The sequence below is a fragment of the Bradyrhizobium sp. AUGA SZCCT0176 genome, assembly GCF_018130145.1.
GTDB lineage: Bacteria > Pseudomonadota > Alphaproteobacteria > Rhizobiales > Xanthobacteraceae > Bradyrhizobium.
Genome location: NZ_JAFCMB010000009.1, coordinates 238,490 through 261,591 on the forward strand (window position 1 = coordinate 238,490; position 23,102 = coordinate 261,591).

23 protein-coding genes are annotated in these 23,102 nt (G+C 64.1%); 6 read left to right on the forward strand and 17 right to left on the reverse strand.

Translation table 11 applies throughout. The annotated features are described in order from the left end of the window. Window positions 1-26: 26 nt before the first annotated feature. Window positions 27-953 (reverse strand): DMT family transporter, encoded by a 927-nt coding sequence (locus tag JQ600_RS22390; protein ID WP_212385840.1) that lies wholly within the window; start codon window positions 951-953, stop codon window positions 27-29. A 156-nt stretch (window positions 954-1,109) separates the two neighbouring features. Here JQ600_RS22390 and JQ600_RS22395 point away from each other — a divergent pair, with 156 nt between their 5' ends. Continuing rightward, entirely contained in the window at window positions 1,110-1,484 is a 375-nt protein-coding gene (locus tag JQ600_RS22395) for a helix-turn-helix domain-containing protein (RefSeq protein WP_212385839.1), read from the forward strand. Window positions 1,485-1,548: 64 nt separating this feature from the next. On the opposite strand, the gene dinB is transcribed toward JQ600_RS22395, so the two are convergent. The 3 genes from dinB to JQ600_RS37620 form a co-directional block, all read right to left on the reverse strand. Next, window positions 1,549-2,796, reverse strand: a complete 1,248-nt coding sequence (gene dinB, locus JQ600_RS22400) for a DNA polymerase IV (protein ID WP_212385838.1) — start codon at window positions 2,794-2,796, stop codon at window positions 1,549-1,551. 108 nt (window positions 2,797-2,904) lie between these two features. Continuing rightward, window positions 2,905-4,104, reverse strand: a complete 1,200-nt coding sequence (locus JQ600_RS22405; protein ID WP_212385837.1) for an adenylate/guanylate cyclase domain-containing protein — start codon at window positions 4,102-4,104, stop codon at window positions 2,905-2,907. Beyond that, window positions 4,038-4,496, reverse strand: a complete 459-nt coding sequence (locus tag JQ600_RS37620) for a TetR family transcriptional regulator (RefSeq protein WP_409410663.1) — start codon at window positions 4,494-4,496, stop codon at window positions 4,038-4,040. The genes JQ600_RS22405 and JQ600_RS37620 overlap by 67 nt, the downstream gene beginning before the upstream one ends. A gap of 346 nt (window positions 4,497-4,842) precedes the next feature. Here JQ600_RS37620 and JQ600_RS22415 point away from each other — a divergent pair, with 346 nt between their 5' ends. The 5 genes from JQ600_RS22415 to JQ600_RS22435 all read left to right on the forward strand — a co-directional run bounded on the left by JQ600_RS22415 (window position 4,843) and on the right by JQ600_RS22435 (window position 8,881). Beyond that, window positions 4,843-6,015, forward strand: coding sequence for a patatin-like phospholipase family protein (locus tag JQ600_RS22415; RefSeq protein ID WP_409363252.1), 1,173 nt, complete (start codon window positions 4,843-4,845; stop codon window positions 6,013-6,015). A gap of 49 nt (window positions 6,016-6,064) precedes the next feature. Next, window positions 6,065-6,682: a PepSY domain-containing protein gene (locus tag JQ600_RS22420; protein WP_212490097.1), complete on the forward strand. Its 618-nt coding sequence runs from the start codon at window positions 6,065-6,067 to the stop codon at window positions 6,680-6,682. Window positions 6,683-6,915: 233 nt separating this feature from the next. Next, on the forward strand, window positions 6,916-7,506 hold the full coding sequence (locus JQ600_RS22425) for a TetR/AcrR family transcriptional regulator (RefSeq protein ID WP_212490098.1): 591 nt from the start codon (window positions 6,916-6,918) through the stop codon (window positions 7,504-7,506). A 110-nt stretch (window positions 7,507-7,616) separates the two neighbouring features. Further along, window positions 7,617-8,351, forward strand: a complete 735-nt coding sequence (locus JQ600_RS22430; RefSeq protein WP_212385998.1) for an SDR family oxidoreductase — start codon at window positions 7,617-7,619, stop codon at window positions 8,349-8,351. A 170-nt stretch (window positions 8,352-8,521) separates the two neighbouring features. Continuing rightward, a complete protein-coding gene (locus JQ600_RS22435; protein WP_212385834.1) occupies window positions 8,522-8,881 on the forward strand; it encodes a DoxX family protein in 360 nt (119 codons plus the stop codon). Window positions 8,882-9,007: 126 nt separating this feature from the next. On the opposite strand, the gene JQ600_RS22440 is transcribed toward JQ600_RS22435, so the two are convergent. The 13 genes from JQ600_RS22440 to JQ600_RS22500 are packed head-to-tail and all read right to left on the reverse strand — an operon-like array spanning window position 9,008 to window position 23,094. Further along, a complete protein-coding gene (locus JQ600_RS22440; protein ID WP_212385833.1) occupies window positions 9,008-10,606 on the reverse strand; it encodes an isochorismatase family protein in 1,599 nt (532 codons plus the stop codon). Window positions 10,607-10,628: 22 nt separating this feature from the next. Next, window positions 10,629-11,477, reverse strand: a complete 849-nt coding sequence (locus JQ600_RS22445) for an MBL fold metallo-hydrolase (protein WP_212385832.1) — start codon at window positions 11,475-11,477, stop codon at window positions 10,629-10,631. Window positions 11,478-11,517: 40 nt separating this feature from the next. Further along, window positions 11,518-12,417, reverse strand: coding sequence for an amidohydrolase (locus tag JQ600_RS22450; RefSeq protein WP_212385831.1), 900 nt, complete (start codon window positions 12,415-12,417; stop codon window positions 11,518-11,520). After that, window positions 12,414-13,532 (reverse strand): VWA domain-containing protein, encoded by a 1,119-nt coding sequence (locus tag JQ600_RS22455; protein WP_212385830.1) that lies wholly within the window; start codon window positions 13,530-13,532, stop codon window positions 12,414-12,416. The genes JQ600_RS22450 and JQ600_RS22455 overlap by 4 nt, the downstream gene beginning before the upstream one ends. Continuing rightward, on the reverse strand, window positions 13,529-14,410 hold the full coding sequence (locus JQ600_RS22460) for a MoxR family ATPase (protein WP_212264190.1): 882 nt from the start codon (window positions 14,408-14,410) through the stop codon (window positions 13,529-13,531). The genes JQ600_RS22455 and JQ600_RS22460 overlap by 4 nt, the downstream gene beginning before the upstream one ends. A gap of 11 nt (window positions 14,411-14,421) precedes the next feature. Beyond that, entirely contained in the window at window positions 14,422-15,447 is a 1,026-nt protein-coding gene (locus JQ600_RS22465) for a xanthine dehydrogenase family protein molybdopterin-binding subunit (protein ID WP_249147690.1), read from the reverse strand. Between the two features lies 1 nt (window position 15,448). Continuing rightward, window positions 15,449-17,128, reverse strand: coding sequence for a molybdopterin cofactor-binding domain-containing protein (locus tag JQ600_RS22470; protein ID WP_249133413.1), 1,680 nt, complete (start codon window positions 17,126-17,128; stop codon window positions 15,449-15,451). A gap of 10 nt (window positions 17,129-17,138) precedes the next feature. Then, complete coding sequence (locus JQ600_RS22475; RefSeq protein WP_192740553.1) at window positions 17,139-17,621, reverse strand: (2Fe-2S)-binding protein; 483 nt, start codon at window positions 17,619-17,621, stop codon at window positions 17,139-17,141. A gap of 11 nt (window positions 17,622-17,632) precedes the next feature. Beyond that, window positions 17,633-18,457: a xanthine dehydrogenase family protein subunit M gene (locus JQ600_RS22480; protein WP_212385829.1), complete on the reverse strand. Its 825-nt coding sequence runs from the start codon at window positions 18,455-18,457 to the stop codon at window positions 17,633-17,635. Between the two features lie 8 nt (window positions 18,458-18,465). Continuing rightward, entirely contained in the window at window positions 18,466-18,909 is a 444-nt protein-coding gene (locus JQ600_RS22485) for an SRPBCC family protein (protein WP_212385828.1), read from the reverse strand. 2 nt (window positions 18,910-18,911) lie between these two features. Further along, window positions 18,912-19,349 (reverse strand): SRPBCC family protein, encoded by a 438-nt coding sequence (locus JQ600_RS22490; RefSeq protein WP_212385827.1) that lies wholly within the window; start codon window positions 19,347-19,349, stop codon window positions 18,912-18,914. Between the two features lie 4 nt (window positions 19,350-19,353). Continuing rightward, window positions 19,354-22,221, reverse strand: coding sequence for a flotillin family protein (locus JQ600_RS22495; RefSeq protein WP_212264194.1), 2,868 nt, complete (start codon window positions 22,219-22,221; stop codon window positions 19,354-19,356). A 39-nt stretch (window positions 22,222-22,260) separates the two neighbouring features. Then, entirely contained in the window at window positions 22,261-23,094 is an 834-nt protein-coding gene (locus JQ600_RS22500; RefSeq protein ID WP_212385826.1) for a phosphoenolpyruvate hydrolase family protein, read from the reverse strand. Window positions 23,095-23,102: the final 8 nt, after the last annotated feature.

Below are 23,102 nucleotides of genomic sequence, written 5' to 3' on the forward strand. Positions count from 1 at the left end.
CGGACCTGTCGAGCACTTCGCGCGCTCTAGCGGGCCGGACCCGACGACGTCTGCCGAGCCCAATTCCTGTTGGCCGAGACGACACCGGTGCCGACCAGGATCCCGACGAGAACGAGGGCCATACCGGCGACCAGTTCCACCGTCAGCGATTCGCCAAGCATCGCGATGCCCAGCGCCATCGCCGTGATTGGATTGAGCGTCAGATACAAGACGGTCGTCGTCGGCGGCAGCCAGCGCAATGCCCACATGAACAGTGAAAACTGCAGAACACCGGCGACGGTTCCAAGGAACAGCACCGCGATCCATCCTTTTGTACTGATCGCCGGCAAAGCAACGCTGCCTTGCTGGAGACCGACAACCGGCAACAAGACAGCGACGGCGAATACCATCGCCAATGCCGTCACGAAAATCGGCCCGTGGCGCATCAGGGTTGCGCGGCTGAACACGGAGTAGATGGCGGCGCAGAGCACGCTAAGAAGCATCAACCCGTCTCCGACCACGTAATCGTCATTTCCCCGCCCGAATGCAGCGGTGCCAAACGCCACGGCGATGCCGGAAAACGCCAGCACGACACCTGCGACCTTCGCGGTTGTCAGCTTCTCGCGTCCAAAGGCAGCTGCGACGATCAGGGTCTGGATCGGTATCGTCGCCAGACCAACCGCGCCGCGCGCGGCCGGCACGTACTGGAGCGACGCATTGAAGGCCCAGGGAAAAAGCACAAAGAACAGAATTCCGAACCCGGCGATCTTTGCACACTCGGATAGCGCAAGGCCGCCGCGCGGCCACATCGCCAGCAGAAACGGCGCAAAGCAGGCGATCGAGATCAGGTAGCGGTAGAAGACCAGCGAGATCGGGTCGATCTCTCCAATGACCGAGCGCGTGGCAACGACGGCAGCCCCTGCGATCAAGGCCGCGGCCGCCGCGGCGGCATGGGCGAGTACAATCCTGTTCATGATGCCGTCACCTCGATCAGCCGCCCGGCGCCAGCCAGTCACTTTCAAATCGAAAGTTACACTAGCCATGACACTTTAAAAATGCAAGTCGGTCTGATAGATTAGAGGCACACCGTTCCGGGCAGGTCCGGTGCTGGAAACACGGGCACGTTCGCCATGGCAAAACATGACTTCCGATCGACATGCTCCATCGCGCGCGCGCTGGAAGTCGTGGGCGACAAGTGGACCCTGCTCATCGTTCGCGACCTGATGTGGCACCGCAAGCAGACCTTTCAGGCGCTGCAGGACAGCGCTGAACGGGTCCCCTCGAACATCCTGTCCGAACGGCTCAAGAGGCTTGCGGAATGGGGCCTGGTGAAACGCGAGCCCTACCAGCAAAACCCGGTCCGATACGCCTATCAGCTGACCGACGAAGGAAAGCGCCTGGAACCTGTCCTGCTGCAAATGATGAATTGGGGCCACGAGCAGCTCGGTGGGGGGCGCTACGATCCGAAGTCAGCCAAGAGCTGGAAAGCGCGAACCGGGCTTTAAACGCGCGACTAGTTCGACTGTCGCTGGATCTCTCCCGGCAACGCTTTCGTATTGAGGGTGAAGTTCACAGGTCCTTTTCGGCGAGTTTACGAAACGCGTCGGGAACGGAAGAAGAGACGTCCGGCGCCACCGATCCGTAGCCGATCGCATCCCATCCGAAGCGTTCGCGGATTTTATCAACCGCATGGTCGGCCGCCCCACGTGCCATGCCTCTTTTGGTGCCGGGGCGGCGTGCTTCATCGCCAAGTCCGAGTGGGAGTTCGAGCTCCACATCCCGCTGCTCTCCAAGATGCGACACGGAAATCGCCAGGAGCGAGATGGTTTTCTCGTGAGGATGATCGGCGAGGACAGCGCGCACCAGCTCCTCGGCGACCTCGGCCAGAATCAGGGTCGCGGAGATTGGTGCGTCGAGCGTGACCGAACGCGTGACTGAATTCAGATTGGCGAAGCGAACGCGGACCGTCACCGTCCGCCCAGGCCTGGACTTGGCGCGGAGCCGGCTGCCGATACGGTCAGCAAGGTGAAGCAAGGTGGATCGAACAACCCGCTGTTCGGCGGGTTTCCTGCCAAGCGCCGATTGCGCTCCTGCCGATCGAGCCCGGCGGTGAGTCTTGATTTCCCGTGGATCACGATTCCACGCCAGCGCCGAAAGTTTCGTCCCTGCCGCGGAACCAAGCACCCGCTTGAGCGAACATCCGGGTGTCGCTGCCAGCTGCCCGATCGTGAGCACGTCGATTTCGGCCAGCCGTGTCCGCGTCGCCGGACCCACGCCCCACATCAAGTCGACCGGCAGGTGGTGAAGGAATCCGAGCTCCGTATCGGGATCGACAACGACAAGCCCGTCGGGTTTGGCCACTTGCGAAGCAATTTTCGCCAGATGCTTGGTGCGCGCGACACCGACCGAGATCGGAAGGCCAAGCTCCGCGCGCACGCGTTGGCGGATTGCCGTTGCGATTTCGGCAGGCGGACCGAACAGATGGGTGCAGCCCGCGACGTCGGCAAAGGCCTCGTCGATGGAGATCCGTTCGACGAGGGGCGTGAAGTCTCCCATCACCTTGATGGCGGCATCGCCCAGCCGTTGGTATTCCCGGAAATGCCCGCCGACAAAAATGAGCTGCGGACAGAGTTCGCACGCTTGCCGTCCCGGCATGCCGCCGCGGACCCCGAAGGCCTTGGCTTCGTAAGACGCGGCAAGCACAACCCCACCACCGACGGCAATCGGTTTGCCGCGCAGCGATGGATCAAGCAGCTGCTCTACCGAGGCATAGAACGCATCCAGGTCCGCATGGAGGATGGTGGCTGTCGTTGCCATCCGACCGTTCGCCCATGACGTTTCGACGAGGTTCTCGCAGAGAGAACATAATGAGAACAAGAACGCCTTGTGTCAAGCGATCGGAGACGCGCGGACATGCATCGGCATTCAGCCGTGATACGCAAACAGCTCGATCGGGTCATTGAAGCCGCGCACCGGATGTTCACCGACGCGTTCGAGATCGAAATCGCCTTCAACAGAGTCGGCGAACGCGCGAGACAGCAGCACCGTTTTCCCTAACTGCTTGGTGAGGGCTTCAAGACGCGACGCCATGTTGACGGCCGGACCGATGACCGTGAAGTCGAGCCGGCTGCGCGACCCGATATTGCCGTACATGACGTCGCCGACGTGGACACCGATGCCGTAGTTCAGCGGCGCACGGCCGGTTTCGCTGTTCTTTTCGTTCAGCGCCGTCATGGCCTGACGGGCCTCAGTCACGGCATGCAGTAGGTTTGCGCAGGCCGAGGGCTGGCTGAGCGGAAAAATGGCGAGCAGACCGTCGCCGATGAATTTCAGTATTTCGCCGCCATGCCGCGCGATCGGCTCCGACATCGCGTCGAAATAGCCGTTCAGGAGATCAATGACGTCATCGCGCGGCCAGTTGTCGGAGATCCGGGTGAAATCACGCAAGTCGCAGATCATGATGGCGGCGCGAACGGTCGTCCCGGTTCCGCGCCTGGTGGCGCCGGCCAGAATGAGTTCGCCGGCGTGCGAGCCGACATAGGTTTCCAGCAGCGTTCGCGCGAGCCGGTTCTTGACCCGGATTTCGCTGACCAGCGCCAGCACCGGCAACAGTTTCAACAGGGCGGCGATATGCGCGGCGTCGAAACCACCTGGCCGGTCGGTTGCAAAGGTCACGATGTGCCGCTTGCCGAGCGTATGGTACAGCGGCCACGCCACATAATCGGTCAGGCCTTTCGCCCGCATCTCGTCATAGACGGCGTGCTTGCGGCCGAGCGAAGGATCGCGCTCGAGATTCTCGCGCACCTCGGTGACACCGTCATGGATTTCGTTGGCGGGACTGCCGATATATTCGGATCGCTCCTGGACATCGTAGTCAACGCGCGCAATCTCGGCCTCGCGCATCCCGTCTTCCCACATGATCCGGGCGCCAAGCCATTGCGGATGGTGGATCAGGATATGAAGCGTCGCCCGTTTGACGGGAATGCCGGCATGCTGGAGCCGGACACAAAGCTCACCGAAAATATTGTCGATGAAGCGCTGATCGCGCGTGCCGTTTGTCAGCCAGTGCACGACGTCGCCGTCAGAATGCGCTGTAACGGGATCGATATTCGGCGGCGCGTCCATATTGGCTCCCGAGTTGTGACCTGGATCGACGGTACGGGATATGTCGTGTCCCCATCCGACAGCGTCAATGCAGTCCGCCGCAATCCGGATGCACGTTTTCGGGAGATCGATAGTTGCCGCGTGTTCAGCGCGGGAGGACGCGGCGGCAACACTCCGAGCATAGCCTTCCAGTTCGGGTAGGACGCCTTGGGACTGTGCCGGATCATCTCGTGGAAGACGCGCTCCTTGGTCTCGAAATAGAAATGGATCGTCCCCTTGGTTGCGGATGCGCGGGCGGCGACGTCCTCGCCTCGTAGCCGTTCCTGACGAATTCCTCGAAGGCCACATCGAGGATCGCGGCAGGTCGTTGCGCTGTCGGCGGGCCGTTCCTTCGTCTTCATCTCAACGCCCATTCACGTAGAGTATCTAAATACCTTCAATACACTGTTGACTTTCGAGTCAGTCAACTTTAGTAAGTGATTACTCACTTGATTGGTCGGATGTGTCTTATGGCGTCAAAGTGGCCCTGTTGCCGGCGGTGCGTCCGGATGCGTGCGAGGGAATCCGGTCCAGGCCGGAGCAGCGAGAGCCGCGGCCGTCCAGCAATCGCGGGCGCCTGACGGAGCGAATGGTCGCCGCATCCCGCCGTGCCGAATGGCGAAGCGACACCCGATACGCGGCGGGTTGCCCCTGAGCGCTCACTTCCAATCCGGAAATGTCATGAACTGCATCGGTCTTCGGACATTCGTAGCCTTGGCCATGGTTTCAGCGCTCAGCCTTCTCACCGCCGGATGTTCGTCGCTGCCGAGGACGCCGCATAGCGTTGCGGATGCATCCTCCGCGCGCGTCCTCGATCTGACGGATTTGCGCCGCTACGCCGACGAGCCCGCCGCCACGTTCCGGCAATATCCCGCACAGGCCATGCTGCGCGGACCCCGCACCTACCTTGCGTTATCCGGTGGCGGGGCCGACGGCGCCTATGGCGCCGGTGTGCTTATCGGCTGGACCGAGACCGGCAGGCGTCCTTCGTTCTCGATCGTGTCGGGTGTCAGCACCGGCGCGCTCATCGCGCCATTCGCGTTTCTCGGTCCCAGCCATGACGCGACCTTGCGCGAGCTCTACACCAGCGGCATCGCCGAGAGCCTGCTCGACGCCCCGAACCCGTTCAATGCCATCTTCGGGGCGGGCCTGTTCGGCAACGCCCGGCTGCGCGAACTGGTGGCCAAATATATCGATGCCGACTTCGTCGCGGCGGTCGCAGCCGAACACGCCAAGGGGCGGCGGCTGCTCGTCGTCACGACCAATCTCGATTCGCAGCGCACCGCGATCTGGGACATGGGACGCATCGCCGCGCTCCACACGCCCGCAGCATTGAATCTGTTCCGGGACGTCGTCGCCGCATCGGCGAGCCTGCCCGTGGTGTTTCCGCCGATGCTGGTGAGCGCCGAAGCGAACGGCAAGCGTTTCGAGGAGATGCACGTCGATGGCGGCGTGACCGCGCCTGTGCTGACGTTGCCGGAGGCCTACCTGCTGCACGATGCCAAGCCGGGCAAGCTGGACAATCTGCAGCTCTACATCCTGATCAACAACAAGGTGGACCGCGAATTCAAGCTGGTTCGGAATGCCACCGTCGAAATCGCCGCGCGGTCGTCATCGACGATGACGAAAATCCAGACCCGCTCGATTCTGTACAGCACCTATATCTTCGCCCGCCGCAACAAGTTCGGATTCAACCTGACTTACATCGAGGGCGATCAGCCGGCTTCGCCGACCTCCGGCTTCGACACCGCCTATATGCGCTCGCTGTTCCAGTACGGTTACGACAGGGCGCGCGGCAACCGTCTCTGGTCGGTATCCCCTCCGCCGGATGAACTGGAACCTGCGCCGATGTCCGGCGTCTCATCCACGCGGCATCTCGCCAGCGGCGATTGATGTCAGCCCCGACTTTCAATCCGGCACGTGCAAACAACGAAGGCAGCCGATGTCAAACAAGCAACGATTTGCGGTCATCCTTTTCTCCCTCCTCGCGCTTGCTCCGCCGTTTGCGATACCCCCGTTGTCGGCCACGCAGGCCGCTCAGGAGGAAGGCGCAGAGGGCGAGCGCATTCACCAGGAGGCGGTCAACCGCGAGCTCGAGGCATTCCGTGCAGCACAGCTATCACTGCGCCAGGCGATGGGAATCGCTGAAAAGCGGCACGCCGGTTCGAGAACCGCGGATATCAGCTTCGATGGCGCGTCGGGCTCCCCGGTCTATCGCGTGAAGACCGTCCAGGATAACCGTCTCTGGGAACATGCGATCGATGCGAAAACCGGCGACACGATCGGCGTAGAAACGGTGTCACACCTAAAGGACCTCAATCCGGACGACCGGAACAACGTCATGGCGCTGCGGACCGTCCGGCAAGAGCTGTCGGACGCCGTCATCATCGCGGAACAAGTAGCGTCGGGACGAGCCATTGGCGGAAGCCTGATGGACGACAATGGCAAACTCAATTTCGTCATCGTCGTGGTGAGCGGCGGCAGCGATCTGAAGCAGGTCGTTCTCGAACCTCCGCAAGCAAGAGGCCGGGCATCGAACCCCCGCCACGGATCGCGATGATTCGAGCACCTGCTGACATCTCATGCGCCGTCTCGCGCATGACGAAAGGTCTCGCCTGCGCCACGAAAGCGCTGCGTGCATTTCGCGTGCAAAACCGGGATTTTGCGGTGCCAGCGGACGCGTAGGCACCCGGCAATGAATATCTACCCCTCAGGCCCCTGAATTTTCTGTCTCTGGACGACAAATGGCGTTATGCGTCAAAAAAGTCCGCTCAGTTCAGCGAGGAGAAGATCTTGGGCCTCCGGGAAGACAAGAAGGACCGAACTCGGACACAGCTGCTTGAGGCAGGGCTCGACTTGATCCACAAGCGCGGGTTCGAGGAAACGACTGTTGCCGATATCGCCGCGGCAGTCAGCGTTTCGCCGCGCACCCTGCTGCGTTATTTTCCGACCAAGGAAGACGTCATCGTCAGCTGGGTGCAGGACGGCATGATGATCATCCGGGAGGAATTGAGGAGGCGGCTCAAGTCGGAGCCGCCCGTTGCTGCCCTTCTTGCCGCAGCGCGGGCCATGCTCGTGGATTTCGACGAGAAATCTCGTTTCTTCCTCTCCATCGAAACGGCGATCCGCTCCAACAAGAGCATTTCCGCGCGGAAGGAACAGATGATCGCCGAGTTGATCGATGAAGTCGCGCAAGTTCTCACCTCATCTGGCCGACGGGCGCCAATGCCTGGCATTGTCGCCTATACGGTCGCAGGGACGGTTTTTGGGCTCATTCGAGCGACGATCAGCAGCTGGATAGAGGGCGGGGGAGCGAAGTCGCTCCCTGATATTTTCGACCAAGCCGCCAAGGTCGTGCAGTTTGACAGAAATGTCACTAAGTGACATTTGTCATTGACTGACATAATTTTCCATGCAATTTTTCAATGAGGCACTGAGCCGCTTCATTGCGAAAATGCGTCGCCCATGCAGGGCGCGCTGCTGGGAGATATGGAATGTCCGTACAAGAGAAGATTGCGCTCGTCACTGGCGCAACCCGTGGCCTCGGTTTCGAAACGGTTCGTCAGCTTGCGCGAAAAGGCGTGTTTGTTCTTCTCGGCGCGCGCGATCTAGCCGCCGGCCAGGAAAAGGCTGAAGCCCTCCGCTCGGAGGGTTTAGCGGTCGATGCGATCGAAATCGATCTCAATCGACCGGACACGATTGACGCTGCCGCGTCCACGATCGACGCGCGGTTCGGCAAGCTCGACATCCTGGTAAACAACGCCGGAATCCTGCTGCTCGACACCGACGATTTTCCGAGCGTGGCCCCCCTCGAAACCCTGCGCGAATCGTACGATGTCAATTTCATTGGCACGGTAATCGTGACGCAGAAACTATTGCCTCTGATCCGCAAGGCAAGCAGCGGCCGTATCGTCAACCTCTCCAGCAGCGTGGGTTCGCTTTGGTGGACCGGTGATATCAACAATCCAAATCCCGGCGTCAAATGGCTTGGCTATGCCGCCTCGAAAGCAGCCGTCAACATGCTGACCGTGCAACTTGCCTTCGAGTTGAAGGATACGCCGATTAAGGTGAATTCTGTCTGCCCCGGCTACGTCATGACGGATTTGAACAGAGGCGGCGGCTACATCACCATCGAGGATGGCGTCAAGGCATCCGTCAAATATGCCTTGTTGGATGACGCCGGACCCACAGGCCAGTTTTTCAACATCGACGGCCCCATCAACTGGTGATGACCGGCCAACAATCTCGCAGTCGCGATCTTCCTCCGGACGAACAGGCTAGGCCTGACCGTGGCTAGATAGCTTAAAAGGCGGCTTCCTGGTACGTCGCGCCGAAAAGCGCGGCACGTCCATCGTCAATCTGTAACTGACTTGAATTGTGCGCAAGAAAGACACCTTCCATGCGTGGACATCTGTGGGGAAACGTTGTCGTCTGGCTGCTTGCAGCGTTCTTCTTGGTCGGGGCTTTCGGCAATACTTTCGTCAGCACGGAGATTGCCGCTGACTATGCCCGCTGGGGCTATCCGGAGAACTTTCATTATCTGACCGCGTTCCTCGAATGCACGACAACCGTCATGCTGATCCTCAAACCTCTCCACCTTTACGGATCGCTGCTTGGCGGCGCCGTCATGCTGGCCGCTGCGGGGACCGTTGTATCCCATGGGGAATATGCGCATGCAGTTCCCCCTTTGGTCGTCCTGGGTGTTTGCGCGTTCGTTGCTGTTCTGACGGTCAGATCAAAGCGGTCACTGCAGCAATGACCGCAAATCCATAGAACGTGAGGACATGACGAAGTTGGATCACGCCGCCGGACCGATATTGGAGGCATGTCGCAACGAAACGAACAGACACGACAAGCAGCAGCGACAAAACCCTTTCGACCATGATCAGGACAACGCAGCAATCAGATCGTCGGCGCGGGTCACCATCGCCACGTTCTGGATCGCGTAGTTCACCGCGGCGATGTGCCATTCGGCATTCATGGTCGAGCAGCAATCCTCAGGCACAACCATGTAGAATCCCTTGTCCGCGCCAGTGCGGGCGGTATGTTCGATCGACATGTTGGTCCAAGCGCCGGTGACAATGACGAAATCGCGTCCAGCCGATTTCAGCATGGCCTCTAGTCTTGTGCCTTCCCAAGCGCTCATCCGCATCTTCTCCACCACCTGATCGCCAGCTTGCGGCTCCAGCCCCGGTACCGGCGCAGCGCCCCAAGTGCCGCGCACCAGTGCTTTTGCATCGATCAATCCCTCGAACAGTGGCGCATTCGCTGTCACGCCGGGCGCGCCCGGCTCGACCACGAACCAGACGTGAATCACCAGGACGCCGCGGGCACGCGCGGCCTCCGCGAGCCGCTTTGCGTTGGCGATGGCGTTTTGTTCGCGGCAATGCGCCGGCGAGCCTGATGACGCAAAGGCGCCGCCGTCCATCACCACGTCGTTTTGCATATCCTGAATGATCAGCGCGCAGCGCATCGGATCGACCGCGTAACCCGGCTCGGCGAGCTGGGCTGCGGACCGGTTGACAGTCGCCACCGGAGCCGGTGCCGGCCGGGCTGCGGCCGGCGCGTTCTGGCCGGCACGCATATAGGGCTCGTTGCGCGGTCCAACCTTCACCGGCACCGCATAGACCGAATGCGTCGCAGTGATGTAGAGCGTGCGCCAATCCGGCCCGCCCCAGGTCATATTGCTGACCAGTTCGGGAACGCGCAGCTTGCCGATCAATCTGCCGTCCGGCGCATAGACCCAGATCCCGCCCGGCGCCGACACCCAGACATTGCCGAGCGCGTCGCATTTCATGCCATCCGGCACACCGGGCTCGGTGGCCGAGACGATGTTGGAGGCGAACACCCGGCCGTTGCGGAGGCCGCCAGCGGCATCGACGTCGAACACGCGGATCAGATGCTTGACGGTATCGTTGACGTAGAGCCGATGCTCGTCCGGCGAAAAGCACAACCCGTTCGGCTGATCGAACAGATTGCGGTCGACCAGCAATTCCGGTGGGCCACCGCGGGGCGGTACGCGATAGACACCCTGGAAGCCGAGCCGGCGCGGCCGTTCGACGCCATAGACCGGCATCCGGCCGTACCACGGATCGGAAAAATAGATCCCGCCGTCGGACTTGACGCAGACATCGTTCGGCGAATTCAGCTCCAGCCCGTCGAAATGCGACGCCAAGATCTCGCGCCGCCCGTCGGGGCGTTCTCGCACCAGCGTGGAGGTGGCGTGCTCGCAGACGATCAGGTTCAGCCCGGCATCATAGGTCATGCCGTTGCACTTGTTGGCCGGACGCATCGCCTCGCGAATGCCCTGCCCGTCGAGACGGCGGCGCACGTCGCCCGGCATGTCGGAGAACAGAAGATCATGCGCCTTCGGATGCCAGATCGGGCCTTCCGTGAACTGAAAGCCAGTGCCGGCCTGCCGCACCGGCGCCCACAGGTCGATCAGTTCGGCAAAGGGCGGCCGCAGCGCGATATGCGTGGTCATCGCTGGTCTCCGAAACTGCCGCTCACGCTGCAAACCAATTGCGTGACGGCAGCGATTGCACGATCGGTCCCGGCACCGCCATGTCGAGCCGTCCCACGACCTGGCCGTGCTCGATCTTGGCGGGCTTGTCATGCACCGGCAGCAGGAAGCGCGAGCCGGAAAGCAGCCGTTTGATCGCGGCCTTCTCCTCGCGCTTGGTGTTGCCGTGGTTGCCGGTGGTGCGGGGCTCATTGTGATGCAGTTCGTGGAAAGGATTCACGATCTGGTCGTTGAAATCATAGATCACGTCGCCGCATATGGTGGCGCGGCCCTCGGCGGTCTCGACATGGATGTTCATCGAGCCTTCGGTGTGAGCGCCCGCCGCATCGACGGTGACACCGGGGCAGACCTCGATCGGGCCGGACAGTTCGAGATCTTCCAGCCGCAGCGCGTGGCGGGTGTGCAGCCGGTCGATCAGGTGCTTGATGTCAGGCGCCGGATATTGCGGATGCATCAGGCCCGACACCGAATATTCCAGTTCGCGCCGGTTCAGCAGCACCGTCGTGTTCATCGGGAACAGCTCGTCCTTACCGGCATGGTCGATGTGGAGATGGGTGTGCATGACGTAACGCACATCACCCATCCGCACGCCATGCCTGGCGAGCTGGTTCTCGATCATGTTCTCATGGTGCTGCAGCCCGCGCATGCCCAGGCTTTCCATGATCTGATTGTGGCGATAGCCGGTATCGACCACCATCGGCCACGGACCTCCGAGGATCAGGAAGCCGTAAGTGTATACCCGCCTGGTGCGCCCGCAATCGCGCCCCAGCACGAGAAAGCTGGATTCCAGTTCAATGTCGCCGTAGTCCAGGATCTTGATTTCGAGCGCCATGTGATTGTTTCCCCTCGTTGGATCTCGTTGTTTTCTGAAATCAAGCCAGCCGGTAAATGCCGGCGGCGGTATCGTGAAAGATCGCCTGACGGTCGGCGACGGACAGCACCTGCGTCGCCACGCGATAGGCCTCGAACAACGCCTCGTAGCGGGTCCAGAGCTTTTCGATCGGAAAGTTCGAACCGAACATGCAGCGGCCCGCGCCAAACAGCCGCACGGTTTCACCGACCACGAAACCGATATGCGCCGGGTCGTTGCGATGCAGGAAGGTGCCGAGGCCGGACAGCTTCGCCACGACGTTGGGCCGTTGCGCCAGCAGCGCCATGCCGGTGCGCCAGGCCTCAAGGCCGGCCGGCGACAAATCCTCCAGCATGCCGGCGTGCTGCAAGACGAAGCTGACGCCGGGACAGGCATCGGCAAGCTCGGCCGCACCAGCCATTTGCGGCGCGAAGACCTGCAGATCGAAGGCCCAGCCATATTCGCTCAATCGCGCGATGTTGCGCCGGAGCGTGGGATCGCGCGCCAGATCCGGGCCCGATGCGAAACGGTATTGCGGATTTTCGTGCCAGTGCAGCTGCATCCTGACGCCGCGCACCAGCGGGAATGCCGCCAACTGCTCCAGCTGAGGCCGCACGTCCTCCGCGGTGAAATCCGCATAGGCGACGATGGCGTACGGCCAGCCGGTTTCCCGCGCGGCGTCGGTGACATAGCGGACCTCATCGAGGAAACGCGCCGGTGCCCAGTTCGCCTGCACGTAGACCGACCGCGTGACGCCGGCGGAGGCAACATCCGCCAGATATTCCGCGATGGTGTAGTCGCGGCGGATCGGCTCGTAGGGGCCAAAGATTCGCGGCAGCATCGGACCGAGCAGCCAGGGCAGATCCTGCTGCCGCCAGATGTGATGATGCGCATCGACGCAGCCAGACGCAGGCTTACTCATCGGGCGGCCCTCCGTCGCGAGAGATCGAGAACGTGCCGGCAGAGCCGCTCCGTGGTCGCGCCATTGGCGACGCTGTCGAGCATCGGCAGAACCGCGCGCAGTGCAGCGGTCTCCGGGCGATAATCGGCCGCGGCGGCAAGCGGCGTCAGCCAGTCGATCCGCCAGGCGCGCGCGGCGAGATGGCCGACCGCACGGATCATCTGCGCCGGATCGCCGCGCTCAAGCCCGTCGGACAGCACCAGCACCAGCGCGCCGCGGGCATAGCCGGCGAAGCGCGGCACCGCGAGGAAGGCGGCCAGCGCGTCGCCGATCCGCGTGCCGCCGTCCCAGTCGGCCACGAGGTCCGCCGCGGCGGCAAGCGCCTGCTCGCGGTTCTTCAGCCGCAGCGCACGGGTCAGCCGCGTCAGCCGCGTACCGAACGTGAACACCTCGACCCGGGGCGCGGCGTTGACCAGCGCATGGGCAAAACGCAGATGCGCGTCGGAGCGCGCCTTCATCGAGCCCGACACGTCGATCAGCAGCAGGATGGCGCGTGGCCGCAATTGGCGTTCGCGGCGGCGCAGCCGGATCACCTCGCCGTCGGTGCGGATGGAGTCCCGCAGCGAGCGCTGCAGGTCGAAGCCCCCGCCGCGCTTGGTGGAACGCATCCGATAGCCACGGCGGCGCGGCAGCCGGTCCGGCAGGTGCCGGCTGAAACGCGCCAGCTGCTGGCTTTCATCGTCCGGCCGCAGTGCGCGCCGCGACAGCGCCTCGCTGGCGGTCGCCGCCTGCCCGGTTTCGTTTGTCTCGTCCGACAGCGGCGCGTCATATCCGGCACCATCGTCCTGAACCTCCATCTTCTCGTCGCTTTCGGCGACCTGATCCGACAGCACGCCGGCAAGGCCGAGAAAATGCATATCGAACAGCAGGTCGAAATCGGGCTGCCGCTCGAACGGCGGCGCCAGCGTGGCAACGCCGGCGCGGCGGATGTCCTCGATATCGCGCGGGCCGAGCAGTTCGATCGCGCGCAGAAAAGCCAAACCCTGTTCCGGCGCGACCGAAAAGCCGTTGCGGCGCAGCAGCGCGATGAAATCGAGCAGCGGCCGCGCCGCGCGCGGTAGAGCTGATACCGTCATGCCGCGATCTCCGCGATAATGGCGTCGAGCCGCGGCGCGATGAAGGCGAGATCCTCCTCGTCCTTCAGCGCCACGCCGATCGCGCGGCGGAACGCGGCCGGCCACGGCGCGCCGGTTTTCGCCAACAGGGTCGCCGCCTCCGCCCAGTCGATCGCTTCGGCGACGCCGGGCGGCTTGGTCAGCGGCTCCTGCCGCAGCCGCCCGACCGCCGTCACGATCGCGCGTGCCGTGGCCTCGGCGACGGAGGACGCGCGCATCATGATGATCCGCGCCTCGCGCTCCGGATCCGGATAGGCGATGTAGTGATAGACGCAGCGGCGCCGCAATGCCTCGTGCAGATCTCGGGTGCGGTTCGAAGTCAGGATCACCACGGGGCGTTCATGCGCGCGCAGCGTGCCGCGCTCCGGAATCGAGATCGAGAAATCCGACAGGAATTCGAGCAGGAACGCCTCGAATTCCGGATCGGAGCGGTCGATTTCGTCGATCAGCAGCACGGTCGATTCCGGCCGGCGCAGCGCCGCCAGCATCGGCCGCTCGATCAGGAAATCGTCACGATAGATGTCGATCGGCTCATCGCCGGCCTGACGGATCGCGAGCATCTGGCGCGGGTAGTTCCACTCATACAGCGCGGCGGCGGCGTCGATGCCCTCATAGCATTGCAGCCGGATCAGCTGCCGCCCCATGATCCCGGCGATCGCTTTGGCGGCCTCGGTCTTGCCGACACCGGGCGCACCTTCCAGCAGCAGCGGCTTGCCTAGCGCGAGCGCGAGATAGCCGGCCGTGGCGAAGCCGTCATCGGCGAGGTAATAGGCCGCGCGCAGGGCCTCGGCCAGTTTCTCCGGCCGATCGATCCCTCCGACACTTCCGCGCACCGCCATCCCGATGTCCCCTATGCGCGCCGGGCTTGCGGCCGCGCGCCGCCCTGCGCTTTCAGCGCACGCAGGATTTTTTCCGGCGTGATCGGCAGCGTATCGATCCGCACACCGATGGCGTTGAAGATCGCGTTGGCGACCGCCGGCAGCACCGGATTGGCGCACATCTCGCCGGGACCCTTGGCACCGAACGGACCGTCCGGCGCCGGACGCTCCAGCACCGTGATGTCGTGCGGCGCGATGTCGCCGGGGCCGGGCATCAGATATTCGTTGTAGTCGCGGCCGCCATGTTCGGGGTTTGGATAATACGGCTCCGGCGTCTCGTAGAGCGCGTGGCTCATGCCCATCCAGGCGCCGCCGACCAGTTGCTGCTCGACCATTTTCGGATTGAGCGCGCGGCCGAGTTCATAGGCGCTGGTCAGTTTGTTGACCTTGACGTCACCGGTTTCGTCGCAGACTTCCAGATCGACGACGAGGCAGGCATGGGCATAGGCGGTGACCGGCGACATCTCGCCGGTCTCCGGATTGACCGTCGAGAGCGGGATCAGAAAGATGCCGCGGCCAGAGATCGTCTTGCCCTGCTTGAACTGCGCCGCCTGCGACGCGGCCTTGACGGTGATCGATTTCGACGCCGCACCGCGGACATGGATGTTGCCCTTGCCGTCAGTGACGAGGTCGTCGGCATTGACCTCGAGCTCCTCGGCGGCGGCCTCCAGCAGCACGCCCCGCGCCTCCTTTGCCGCGACGATCACCGCATTGCCGACACGATGCGTTCCGCGCGAGGCGAACGAGCCCATGTCGTGCGGACCGGTATCGCTGTCGGCGGTGTCGACATAGACATCCTCAATCGGCACGCCCAGCGTTTCCGCCGCGATCTGCCGGCTGACCTGCTTCATACCCTGCCCGAGATCGATCGCCGACAGCGCCACGGTGAATTTGCCGTCCGGATTGGCATGGACCAGCGCCTGACTGGGATCGCCGCCGAGATTCATGCCGATCGGGTAATTGATGGAGGCCATTCCGCGCCCCTGATGCCGTGCCATCTCAACGCCTCCGTGTGAACACTGACGAGAACCGCGCCGCGCCGTGCTGGGGCGTCGCCGGCGCGTTGGGAACCGGCGGGGCCGGAGCCGGCAGCGGCGCGGCGGCGGCCGGCTGCGATGGATAGTTCGGCAGCGGTGCTGCCGGCTGATGCGCCGGTGGCGGCTGATAGACGGTCACGGCAGGAGGAGGCTGATAGGCCGGAAGCGGCGCCGCGCCCGGCGTCAGCTGCGGCGGCGCCTGCCGCGTCTCCGGCCGGCCGATCCGGCCGCTCTCATCGGTCACGGTCGGCGGTATAGCCGCGCGCGCGCCGCCGCCACCACTCAGCGACGAGGCGCGCCGCGCCGTCTCGCTCAGCGGCCAGTTCACCTTCTCCGCCACGACCTGCACGCATTCGATCAGCGCGGTGTTGTGGGCGACGCGGCGATGCGCCTTCATGTCGCCGTCGCGATAGGCGTTGAGGATGCGGAACTCCATCGGGTCGATGCCGACCAGATGCGCCAGCTTGTCCATCTGCACCTCGATCGAGAAGTCCACCCCGGTGACACCGAAACCGCGCATCGCGGTGGCCGGCACGCGGTTGGTGAAGACGCAATAGGCGTCGCCGCGCACATTCGGGATCGTGTAGGGCCCCGGCATGTGCGCGACGCATTTGACCACGCCATAGCTGGTCAGCCGCGTGTAGGCGCCGGCATCGAAATAGGAGGTGATCTGCCGCGCGACGATACGGCCGTCGCGCATTACGCCGTCCTTGATGACGTGCCGCTCGGCCCCGCGCGGCGAGGCGAACTGCATCTCCTCCTCGCGCCCCAGCACATAGCGGACCGGCCGCCCGGTGAGGATCGCGCCGAGCACCGCCAGCGGCTCGGTCAGCGAGTCGACCTTGCCGCCAAAGCCGCCACCGACAGTGCCGCCGATGAAATGCAGCCGGTTGGATTCCAGCGCGAGGATCTTGGCGGTGGTGCCGAGCGAGAAGAACAGACCCTGCGCGCAGGAATGCACGACGTAACGGTTGTTGGTTTCGGGCGCGGCGATGGTGCCGTTGGTCTCGGTCGAGGCGTGCTCGATCGGCGACATCTGATAGCGCTCCTCAAGCACGTGATCGGCGGTGCGGAACGCCGCCTCGACATCGCCGAAGCGCAGTTTCTGATGGTCGTATTTGTCGTGATACTCGAAATAGTTTCCCGGATAGGTCTCGTTGACGACGACCGCGCCCGGCTTCAGCGCCTCCTGCACGTCGAACACCGTGGGCAGCGGATCATAACTGACCCGAACCAGCTTGACCGCGGCCAGGGCTTCCGCCTCGCTATCGGCAATGATGGCGACGATCGGCTCGCCCTTGTAGCGCACCTTGTCGACCGCCAGCGTCGGCTCGTCGTCCTTGCCGAAATCGATCAGGCTGAGCAGCGTGTTCTTGTTGAGCGGAACGTCCTGCCCCCGGATCACGCGTTTGACGCCAGGCGCGCGCTCCGCGGCTGTCACGTCGATGCTCCGGATCCGGGCGTGATGGTGCGGGGAGCGCACGACCTTCAGATGCAGCAGGCCGTCAAAGCCGTGATCGTCGAAGAAGCGGGTGCGGCCAGTGACATGCCCCAGCATGTCCTGGCGCTGCTCGCCCTTGCCGATCACGTTGAGATTGTCGTCACGCTCGTCGGCGAACAGATCCTTGCGAAACTCCAGCATCGGGATCTCCTCAGGCGCGGCGGACGCCGCGCTGCTGCGCGGCGGCCAGGATGGCGTTGATGATCGGCTCGTAGCCGGTGCAGCGGCAGACATTGCCGGCGATCGCCTCGACAACTTCGACCCGCGTCGGGTTCGGATTGCGGTCGAGCAGCGCCTTCGCCGCCATCAGCATGCCCGGCGTGCAGAAACCGCATTGCGCGGCGAAATGCTCCATGAAAGCCGCCTGCAGCGGATGCAGGGTCGGCCCGTCGGCAAGCCCGCTCGCGGTTTCGATCGATCGCCCCTCGCAGGTGACACTGAGCGTGAGGCAGCCCAGTCGCGGCTCGCCATCGACCAGCACGGTGCAGACGCCGCAGGTGCCCTGGCCGCAACCGAACTTCGGGGCGAAATCGCCAAGCCCGCGCCTTATCGTGCCGAGCAGCGTTTCCGCCGGCTCGACGAACACCGCGCGATCAGAGCCGTTGAGGCGAAACTGTACAGGCATCCGGGCCATTCTGCGTTCCTTCAGGATGTCTCGCCGGCAAGCAGCCGGCCGAGATGCACAGGCAATACTTCGCGGCGATACCATTCCGACGCGATCGCATCGGTCGCGGGCTGCGTGCCCTCGAGCGCCGCGGTCTTCGCCGCGGCAATGGTGGCCGCATCCAGGCTGCGGCCTTCCAGTACGCGCTCGACCGCCTTGGCGCGCAGCGGCGTCGGCCCCATCGCGCCATAGGCGACCCGCGCGCCGCTGATCCGTCCGGCGTTCTGCGGCAGATGCGCCGCGATCGACAGCACCGAAATACCCTTCGGCCGCACGCGCGCGACTTTGACGAAACGAAACCCATCGGCGCCGGCCGGGCGGCTGAAGCCGACCGAGGCCACCAGTCCCACCCCTCCCCGCGCCCGGTTCGCCAGCATCTCCTCGAGCGGCATTACCCGCGCGCCGCCGAAACCGGCATGCAGCGTGACCACGGCTTCGAGCGCCAGCAGCGCGGTGGTGAAATCGCCATAGGGCGTCGCGGCGAACAGATTGCCGCCGATGGTCGCGGTGGTCCGCACCGCGGGACCGCCAATGCCGCGCGCCGCCGCATGCAGGTAGGACAGGTCCCGGCTGGCCAGCACCATCGCCATGGTGACGCCGGCGCCGAGTTCGACGCGTGCACCGCCGGTGTTCATCGCCAGCAGCGCCGGATCGACCGCGCGCAGCAACGTGCCCTCCGTCATCACACCTTCGTTGATGTCGCGCACCAACAGCGTGCCGCCGCCGAGCAACTGGGCGCCGCGGTCGCTGGCGAGGATACTCGCGGCTTCCTGTAACCCCTGCACGATGCGTACGTTGACGGGCATGGCGTTTCCTAACTAGCGAGTTCGGGCAGCTGGCGGACCGCCGCGATGCCGTTCGAATAGACTTCGTTGCCGACGAGCTCGGCCAGCTCCGCCTCGCGCCCGGCCGGCGTGGTGAACCGGCCCTCCCAATGCCAGAAACTGCGATTACCGTCGGTGACCGGCAGCAGCCGGACATGGGCGACGTAGTTGAACAGCGGAATCGGCGTCTCCAGCAGGCAATAGCTGAAGGTCATTTCCAGATCCGACAGCGCTAACAACTGCTCGCGCAATTCGGCGCCGTCCTGCATCGTGAAGCGGCGGACGCAGCCGATCTTGTCGGACGGATAGCCGCGCTCGATCGTGCTCTTGGCAACGATCGGATGCCAGGATTCATGACCGTTGAAGTCGCGCAGCACCGCCCACAGCCGCTCGACCGGCGCGTCGATGATGGTGCTGCGAACCACCCGCGGCATGTTCAGGCTCCAAAGGCGCGGTTGAGCGCGTCGAAACCGGTCTGGAACACATTGCCGCCGACGCCACCGACCAGCTCTGCTTCCAGTTCCGGCGCGCAGTCGAAATCGGCGCTCCATTCGATGAAGGTGCGGTCCTGGTCGGTGACCGGTGTCAGCCGCAGCGAGGCGACGTAGTTGGTCAGCGGCATCGGCGAATCCAGGATCGAATAGGTGCAGACCATGTCGAAGTCCGACAGGCCGAGCAGTTTTTCGCGCAGCCGGTCGCCATTGCGCAGCGCGAACGCACGGACGCAGCCGACCTTATCGGCCGGCTCGCCGTTCTCGATCCGGCTCTCCGCGATGCCGGGGTGCCAGTTCGGCAGGCCGTTGAAGTCGCGCACGCGCGCCCAGACCTTGGCCGCCGGCGCATTGATGACACTGGATACGTAGACGCGGGCCATCCGATTACTCCTTGCCCTTGCCTTTGTCGCCGCGGCCCGACGGCTTGCGTTCGCCTGGATCCGTGTCCGCTGGCCCGTCCTTCGCCTTCGGCGGCTGGGCCTCCTTGCCGACGCGCTGCATGTCACTGGCCTCGCGCATCAGCCCGCCCATCTTGGCGAGGTTGCCGCCCTCGATCCCGATTTCCTTCAGCACCTGATCGATCAGCGGCGCCTGCACCCGGTAGCGCAGCGCCGACTCGATCACCTCATCGGTCGGCGTGCGCGCGGTGCCGCCGCCGTTGCCGGCCATGCCGCCGAGTCCATCGACATGCAGGATGCGGATGCCTTCGATCTTCTCCATCGGCTTGACACTTTCGCGGACGATACCCTCGATCCGATCGAGCAGACGGCGCCGGAACAGGCCGTAGCGGGCCTCGTCGGTGAGCGCGTTCTCGGCCTCGTAGAGCAGCTTCTGCGCTTCCGCATCGACCGCAGCGCGGATCGCATGGGCCTCGGCCTCGATGCGCTTCTCGTCGGCGTTCTTCCTCGCCAGCATGACTTCGACCGTGGCACGGCGCTTGGCGTTCTCGCTTTCGCGCACCGTCTTGACGATCTCCTCGGCTTCCACCGCCTTGGCCTTCGCCATCTCCGCTTTCACCTGGGCTGCGGATTCCAGCAGCGACTTCTCGAAGATCGCAATCGCCTTGTCCATCACCGCGCTCTCGACCTCACGCTCGCGACCGACCTCGAGCTTGCGCAGGTCGAGGTCGCGGCCGACACGAGCCTCGTCGAGGCCGCGCTCGGAGGCGATGCGCGCACGTTCGATGTCCTCGCGCGCGGCGATCTCGGATTCCTGCAGTGCCTGGTTGCGCGCGATATCGAGCTGTTCGAGCGCCTTGCGGCGCTCCAGCCGCGCCACCTCCAGTTCGCGCTCGCGCGTAATGTCGACCTTCTCGACCTCCTGGCGCGCATTGATCTCGGCTGCGCGCACCGCACGGTCGGAATCAACCCGCTCGATCCTCCGCGCAGAGGTCGCGATAACGCGTTCCTCCTCGGCGATCTCGATGGTCTTCTTCTGATCGATCTGCAGCACCTCGCGGCTCTTCGACGCCGCGATCCGCCCCTTGTCGATCGCAAGCTCAGCCTCGATGCGGCTGACCTCGACCGCGTCGCGCTTCTTGATCTCGGCGGTCTCGATCGCCTTGGCGCGGTTGATGTCGAGGTTGCGGATTTCCAGATCAGAGGCGATGCGGGCGGTCTCGGTCGCCTCGCGGGCGGCGATTTCGGCACCTTCGAGTGTCTGGGTCCGCGCGATCTCCTGCGATCGAGTTTCCTGTTCGGCGAGGATGCGATGCGCCGCGATTTCCTTCTCGTTGGCTATCCGCGCCGCTTCCACTGCATGCAGGGCGGCGATCTCGGCCTCATCGATCGCCTGGTTGCGGGTAATGGTCAGCGCCCGGACCCGTTCCTCCTGGACGATGCGGGCGGACTCCACCAATTCCTTCGAAGCGATGGTCTCCTGCTGGACGGTGCGGTCGCGGACGATCTCGCGCGCCAGCCGCTTTTCCTCCGCGGCGAGGCGACTGGCGATGATGGCACTGTTGCGGGCGATTTCGGCAGTTTCGGTGGCGAGCCGCGCGGCGATGTCGGCCTCCTCGATCGAACGCCGCTTCGCGATGTCGAGGCCCGAAATCCTCTGTTCGTTGGCGATCCGGTCGGTGCTGACGGACGCTTCCTGCGCGATCCGGGCGCGCTCGGTGGATTCGCGGGCGGCGATTTCGGCAGCCTGCAGCGCCCGCACCTGCTCGATTTCGCGCTCGCGGATCTCGCGGTCGGCGGCGATGCGGGTCTCCTTAATCAACTGATCATTGGCAATCCGTGCCTTCTCCACCGTCTCGCGCGCGGCGATCTCGGCCTGATCGACGGTCTGACTGCGCTCGATCTCGCGCTGGCGGACGTCGCGCTCGGAGGCAATCCGCGCCTCGCTGATGGCGCGCTCATTGCCAATCCGCGACTTCTCGATTTCCTCGCGCGCGTTGATCTGGGCCTGCTCGGCTTCGGTGTCGCGCATCGCACGCTCGCGGGCGATTTCCGCGCGCTGCACGGCGCGGCGCACCTCGACGTCGCGCTGCTGCTCCAGCCGCGCCAGCTCGCTCTCGCGTTCGATCTCTAGCGACTGCTTCTCCGCTTCGAGATTGCGCGAGCGGATCTTGATCATCGAATCCTGCTCGATGTCGTTGCGTGCCTTGCGCCGGCCTTCGATCTGCTCGATCAGATGGGTCAAGCCCTCGGCGTCGAAGCGGTTCGAGGCGTTGAAATATTGCAGGTCGGTCTGGTCGAGATTGGTCAGAGCCACCGATTCCAGTTCGAGTCCGTTTTTGGCGAGCGCCTCGGCGGCTGCCTCCTTGACCTTGGCGAGATAGACCCCGCGCTGCTCATGCATGTCCTCCATCGTCATCTCGGAGGCGACCGAACGGATCGCCGAGACGAACTTGCCGGACAACAGCTCGTGCAGCGTCTCCGGCTGCATGGTGCGCCGGCCAAGCGTCGAGGCCGCGAGCGACACTGCCTCGGGGGTGGCGCGGACGCGGACGTAGAAGTCGGCGTCGATGTCGACCCGCATCCGGTCGCGGGTGATGATGGCGCCGTCCTGGCCGCGATGCACCCGCATCTGCAGCACGTTCATGTTGACCGGTGTGATGTCATGGATGAACGGCAGCACGAAGGCGCCGGCATCGATCACCACTTTCTCGCCGGCAAGACCGGTACGGACGAACGCCGCCTCCTTCGACGAGCGGCGGTAGAGCCAGTTCACCAGATAGACGACGATCGCGATCACGATGATCGCGACGATCAGCCAGAGAATGAGCGCTCCGATCAGCTGGCCTGACATATCTGTTCTCCCTCTACAAAGTGCTGTCGCATGGTCCGTTCAGCTGCGGCTGATGGCCTTGAATTTCCGGGTCTGCTCGCGGATCGCGACTTCGACCGGCAGCCGCTCCATCGAGGAGGCGCCGTAGAAGCCATGGCAATGCCGCGAGTTCTTGATCACGAATTCGGCGTCCGAAGGTTCTGCGACCGGGCCACCATGCACGAGGATGATCGCATCGGGCTTCACCGCGAGCGCCGCCGCCGCCCAGGTGTCCAGCATGGCCGGAACATCCTCGAGCTTCAGTGCGGTTTGTGCCCCGATCGCGCCGCCGGCGGTCAAGCCGAAATGGCAGACAATGATGTCAGCCCCCGCGCCCGCCATCGCTGCGGCATCGTCGGCCGAGAACACATAGGGCGTCGTCAACAGGCCCTTGGCGCCGGCCAACGCGATCATCTCGACTTCGAGCGCGTAGGACATGCCGGTTTCCTCCAACCCGATGCGAAAGCTGCCGTCGATCAGTCCGACCGTCGGAAAGTTCTGCACGCCGGAGAACCCGGCGGCTTTCACCTCGTCGAGAAAGCGCTCCATGCTGCGGAACGGATCGGTGGCGCAGACGCCGGCCAGCACCGGAGTTTTCTTCACGACCGGCAGCACCTCCGCGGCCATCTCCATCACGATCGCATTGGCGTCGCCATACGGCATCAGGCCGGACAGCGAACCGCGCCCGGCCATCCGGAAACGGCCGGAATTGTAGATCACGATCAGGTCGATACCGCCGGCTTCCTCGCATTTGGCCGACAGGCCTGTGCCGGCGCCGCCGCCAACGATGGGCTCGCCGCGCGCGATCATGTCGTGAAACCTGGAGAGAAGAGCCTGCCGATCGATCGCTGCCATGCTGTGAT